Here is a 5,303-nt window from a genome sequence, read left to right as displayed (position 1 = left end):
GCCATATCAGGAGCCCCAAGCATCAGAGGTACTAATCAATTACCAAATCCTCCAATTATAATAGGTATTACTATAAAAAAAATCATAACCAAAGCATGCGCTGTAACCACCACATTAAACAAATGATCATCACCCAATAATCTTCCAACCTGTCCCAACTCCGCCCGAATTAAAACTCTTATTGCTGTCCCTACTATAGCAGACCAAGCACCAAACAACAAATATAACGTTCCAATATCTTTATGATTAGTTGAATATAACCATCGCAGTAATTAGTTATAAACTTCAAATTGCAAATTTGAAATTAACCTAATAAATCTAAGATGAAAGACTGTAAATCTTTATGACACATTTAACCTTGAAAATTAATAGAATATTTTCTTAAACTTCTACATTAATATATAAAAAAATAATACACCAATAAAACACACTACTTCCCCTCAAGAAAATATTGATACTCTCACCCCCCACCCTAATATATTTATCCCTATCAAAACAACATCATACAACACCCGTATATATACATAAAGAATCCCCACCGAACCAACTAACATCAAAATTAATAACCCAAAATCAAACTCCCACAACAAATAAAAAGTCAATCACTTTAAAACAAAACCAATTATGGGCGGAATTCCCCCCAAACTCAAAATTATTAAAACTAATCTCCTTTTATAATAAACACTAACTCCTCTATTTAAACATTCAATGTTTATTTTAATTACTAAATCAATAACCCCCCCTATTATCACTCCATAGACAAATAAATACATTCACCATCCTTTAGACCCCTCCATCAAAAAGCTTATCATTCACCCTATATGAAACACTGAAGAATACCCCAAAACTGCCCTCATTCTAACCTGATTAAACACCCCAAAAACTCCCACAACAAGACTAAAGCCCCCTAATAAAATAACCACAACAGTCAATAACTCACTCAACATCAACAAAAGAATAATCTTCTGAAATACTATTAAAATAAAATTTACACTTCAACGGAATCCTTTTACTACTTTAACATACCAAAAATAAAAAGGGCCCGCCCCCATTTTTATTGCTAGCAATAAAGCTCAACCCACATCTCTTCACCCAACATAAAGCATCCCTAAAAGTATACCAGATCCTAGTCTTTGTACAAAAAAATACTTTCCTAAAGATTCCGCTACAGCCAAATCACCCTCCTTAAACCCAAATATTAAAAATCTAATTATATTCAATTCTAACCCTAACCACACTAAAAATCACTCATCAAACCCAAAGACTAGATAAAATCTAACCAAATAAACTAGCCCTATGGGAATTAAAACAGAGCTCAAAATCACTCATATTTTAACCTATCATGTTAATCCTTTAAGCAGGCTTATAAGAATAAATGAGATATGAACTCATCAGCTTATTGTTTTAGCTGAGATTACTATTAAATATTTACTTATAAGGAATATTCTATAATTAATAGGGTTATAATATTTATTAACAAATATTGTTCCAATTAATTAAGCAATAAAAAGTTCCTAATCTATTAATGTGACATAATCTATTTTACTATTTATGCTCTCTCCGCCTTTTGGTGGGGCGGGAGAGCACATGATTACTATTAAATATTTACTTATAAGGAATATTCTATAATTAATAGGGTTATAATATTTATTAACAAATATTGTTCCAATTAATTAAGCAATAAAAAGTTCCTAATCTATTAATGTGACATAATCTATTTTACTATTTATGCTCTCTCCGCCTTTTGGTGGGGCGGGAGAGCATACTAAGTCACACAACTATTATATAAACATATTATGTATAGGATTCTTCCAATAAAATTCATAACTAAAACTAAGGTTTTAGTTTTTTTTCTTTTTTTTTAGCTCTTCCTTTCCCTAAGGGGAAGAGCGTAAAAAAGTAAAACATTAAATTAAATTTTTAATATATAAAATTTAATTAATCTAATTAACCGGTAAGGTACTAATAATTAAACAATTTTTAACTATAATTTCGAATCAATTATTCATTAAATATTAAATAATAAAATATTTATATTAAACAGAATTTCACCAGATCTAAGTCCAATAATATAAACATCAAAAAGTTTTTTGCCATAGCGCTACAAAATTTTTTATTTTTAAACATGATTGTAAAAAGGCTATTTATTCCAAAATAAAGTAATCTCAATATCGCATTTTAGCAGGAAAACACGATATATAAAAATTATCGCCCTTACTTTATTTATACATCTATACACCTATTCTTATATTTAAATAAAAATTTGACTTTTATTAAGGCAAAATATGCCTGTTTTTCTAAATTAGTACAAATATACTTTTAATAAAACTAAAATTACGATTTAAACTTAACTATAACTTAACAATATTTTTACTTAAACCAATAAACAAAGTTTTTACCTAATTAATGAATAAGTTTGTGCCAGCACTCGCGGTTACACAATAATTATAATAAAACAATCAAAATTAACTCTTAACTTTAAATAAACTAATTTTAAGTAAAATTAAATTGCCAAAACAACTAATCAATTTTTACCTGCTATTAAACTAGGATTAGATACCCTACTATTTACAGAAAAATAAACAGTATTTTTTAAAAAAATTAATGTACTTTGGCGGCGTCAAAATTAATTAAAGGAACTCGTTTGTTAATCGACAATACTCGTTATTCTTCACTTTTTTACAAGCTTATATACCGCCGTCAAAATTGTTATTAAAATAATAGTTTCATCTACCCAACTAATGTCAGGTCAAGGTATAGCCAATAAAAAAGATCAAATAAGTTACTATAAAACCTATTTATAGAATTAAACCAAACTCACATAAAAAAGGATTTAATATTAATACTTCAATACTAATTTAGTATGAACTAATATTATCCGTGCACATATCGCCCGTCACCCTCCTCAATCAGAAGAGGTAAGTCGTAACATAGTTGAAGTTCTGGAAAGAGCCTCATGCTCTTTTAAGCTTATAGCATTTTACTTACACTAAAATCAACCTACACTTAGACTAATTATTTTTATTTTAACCCACTTCTTAGTATTAACTATTTAAATACACTTTTACTGAAAAAGATAATATATAACTATTAAATTCCTTTTGTATCAGGACAATTCCACTCTTTTAATCTAACTTTAAACTCCCGAACTTAAAAGAACTAATTTTACTTACGCCTTTATTGCAAAAATCTAACAAAATAACATTAGAAACTAAACATCTATCGAATTTAAAGATACCTGGTTAATTGACCACTAAAAATAAGTTTAATCCTATTTAATAATTAAATCAACCTAAAAACAAGATTTAGAGATAAAAGTACTCTACCAGTCTTATCACTAATTTATTTACTTTACTCAATAAAATCCCAATTTTCTTTCTATTAAGATTTATCAATAAATTTATAAGTAATTTTTTATAAAAAAATAAACAACTCAGCAATAATAACATCGTCTGTTTATCAAAAACATAGCTTTATGAAATTATATAAAGTACATCCTGCTCAGTGTCTATAAACAGCCGCAGAACTTTATACTGTGCTAAGGTAGCATAATCACTTGTCTTTTAATTTAAGAATAGAATGAATGGAAAAACGAATATTATTCTGCTTCATTCTTTTAAAATAAAATTACTTAAAAGTAAAAATTCTTTTTTCAAAAAAAAAGACGATAAGACCCTAAAGAACTTAACTACAGTTAAGCTGGGGCGGCATTGTAAAAAAATCTTACACTAACCCTTTAATAACTCCTAACTTTATATAAAGTTACCTTAGGGATAACAGCATAATTTAATTTTAAAGCTCTTATAAAAAATTAAGATTATGACCTCGATGTTGAATTAAGCCTCTCTCCGACGAAAATTTCGGACAAGAAAGTCTGTTCGACTTGTAAAAAATTACATGATTTGAGTTCAGACCGGTGAAAACCAGGTCGGTTTCTATCTTTTTTAAAAATGTACCAGTACGAAAGGACCTTACAATAAGTTACTAGCCCCATTTTAGCAAACTAATGCAATAGATTTAGAATCTTTCAAACTCTTTATTACCACAATATTTAATATTTTAATTACTATTATTGCAATTCTCCTTTCTGTCGCTTTTTATACTATTTTAGAACGAAAATTCTTAAGCTATATCCAAATACGCAAAGGACCTAATAAAGTAAGATTTATTGGAATTTTACAGCCATTTAGAGACGCCATTAAACTCTTTAACAAAACAATAACACTACCTACAACTAGAAATACCACACTAATTATCGCTACCCCCTTATTTACCTTTTTTCTTGGCTTAATTATATGACCCCTACTGCCTCTCAGACACTTTAACATTATCGACAGCTCATTTAATACCCTAATTTTTTTTGTAATTTCAAGTCTAAGCGTCTATTCAATTTTAACAATTGGCTGATCAGCCAATTCTAAATATAGCCAATTAGGCTCTTTACGAAGCGTAGCACAAATAATCTCTTATGAAATTAACTTCTTTATACTGTTTCTCCTTTTTCTTATTTTTATTCATTCTTACAAAATAAAAGAATTTTATATACCACAAAATTCAACCCCATTCTTAGCAGGCCTAATCCCTCTTTTACTAATTTGAATCCTAATCTGCACCGCCGAAGTCAACCGTAGCCCCTTTGACTTCGCAGAAGGAGAATCTGAACTTGTCTCTGGCTTCAACGTAGAATACGCAGGAGCCTCTTTTGCCATAATCTTTTTAGCTGAATATTCAAATATCCTGCTTTTAAGCATTATTTCAACCCTAATCTTTACCGGCCTATTGCTATCCATAATCTCCACACCAACTATCATTATTTTTTCGATTATTTTTCTATGATTACGAGGAACCTTCCCGCGATTCCGATACGATCTTCTAATAACTTTTAATTGAAAACTCCTTCTTCCCTTAACCACTCTTATTCTAGCCCCTACTCTATCTTTTGTTACTTTCAGCACCTAAGACTTACAAGGCCTTTATTCTACTTAAACCAAACATCTTCTAAAGGATTACCCTTATTTGATACTTTCAAAATATCTCAATAAAACCTAATTATATAAAACCGCCCCTAACAATACTAAAAAACTAAAATAAAATAAACTAAAAATCTTTCCCACTTCTCTAAAAGGATACTCTACCACACACGCTCCAGCCCACGTTAACAACACTCAATTAGTAACAAACCCTCAAAATAAAATCCTACCTACTAAGCTCTCTCCTAAAACGCGCAAGCGCGGCCTAAATACAAAAGGAAACAAATACAAAACAACCACACTTAATACTAAAGCTAAAACCCCTCCAATCTT

General features: G+C 29.4%; 3 protein-coding genes and 1 pseudogene. 1 reads left to right on the top strand and 3 read right to left on the bottom strand.

What is annotated here, in order from left to right:
• Window positions 1-35: 35 nt before the first annotated feature.
• Entirely contained in the window at window positions 36-236 is a 201-nt protein-coding gene (locus DRW41_RS23780; RefSeq protein ID WP_369333244.1) for a hypothetical protein, read from the bottom strand.
• Window positions 237-812: 576 nt separating this feature from the next.
• Window positions 813-977 (bottom strand): proton-conducting transporter transmembrane domain-containing protein, encoded by a 165-nt coding sequence (locus DRW41_RS23775; RefSeq protein WP_369333243.1) that lies wholly within the window; start codon window positions 975-977, stop codon window positions 813-815.
• Between the two features lie 3,034 nt (window positions 978-4,011).
• On the opposite strand from DRW41_RS23775, the pseudogene DRW41_RS23770 reads away from it, so the two are divergent.
• Window positions 4,012-4,599, top strand: a pseudogene (locus DRW41_RS23770) (NADH-quinone oxidoreductase subunit H).
• On the opposite strand, the gene DRW41_RS23905 reads toward DRW41_RS23770, so the two are convergent.
• Window positions 4,539-4,955: a hypothetical protein gene (locus DRW41_RS23905; RefSeq protein ID WP_245959535.1), complete on the bottom strand. Its 417-nt coding sequence runs from the start codon at window positions 4,953-4,955 to the stop codon at window positions 4,539-4,541. The pseudogene DRW41_RS23770 and the gene DRW41_RS23905 sit on opposite strands and share 61 nt — an antisense overlap.
• Between the last annotated feature and the right edge of the window lie 348 nt (window positions 4,956-5,303).

It is taken from the genome of Neobacillus piezotolerans, from assembly GCF_003362805.1.
Classification (GTDB): domain Bacteria; phylum Bacillota; class Bacilli; order Bacillales; family Cytobacillaceae; genus Bacillus_D; species Bacillus_D piezotolerans.
Note: the sequence above shows the minus strand (reverse complement) of the source record. Positions and strands in the feature narration are given on the sequence as shown.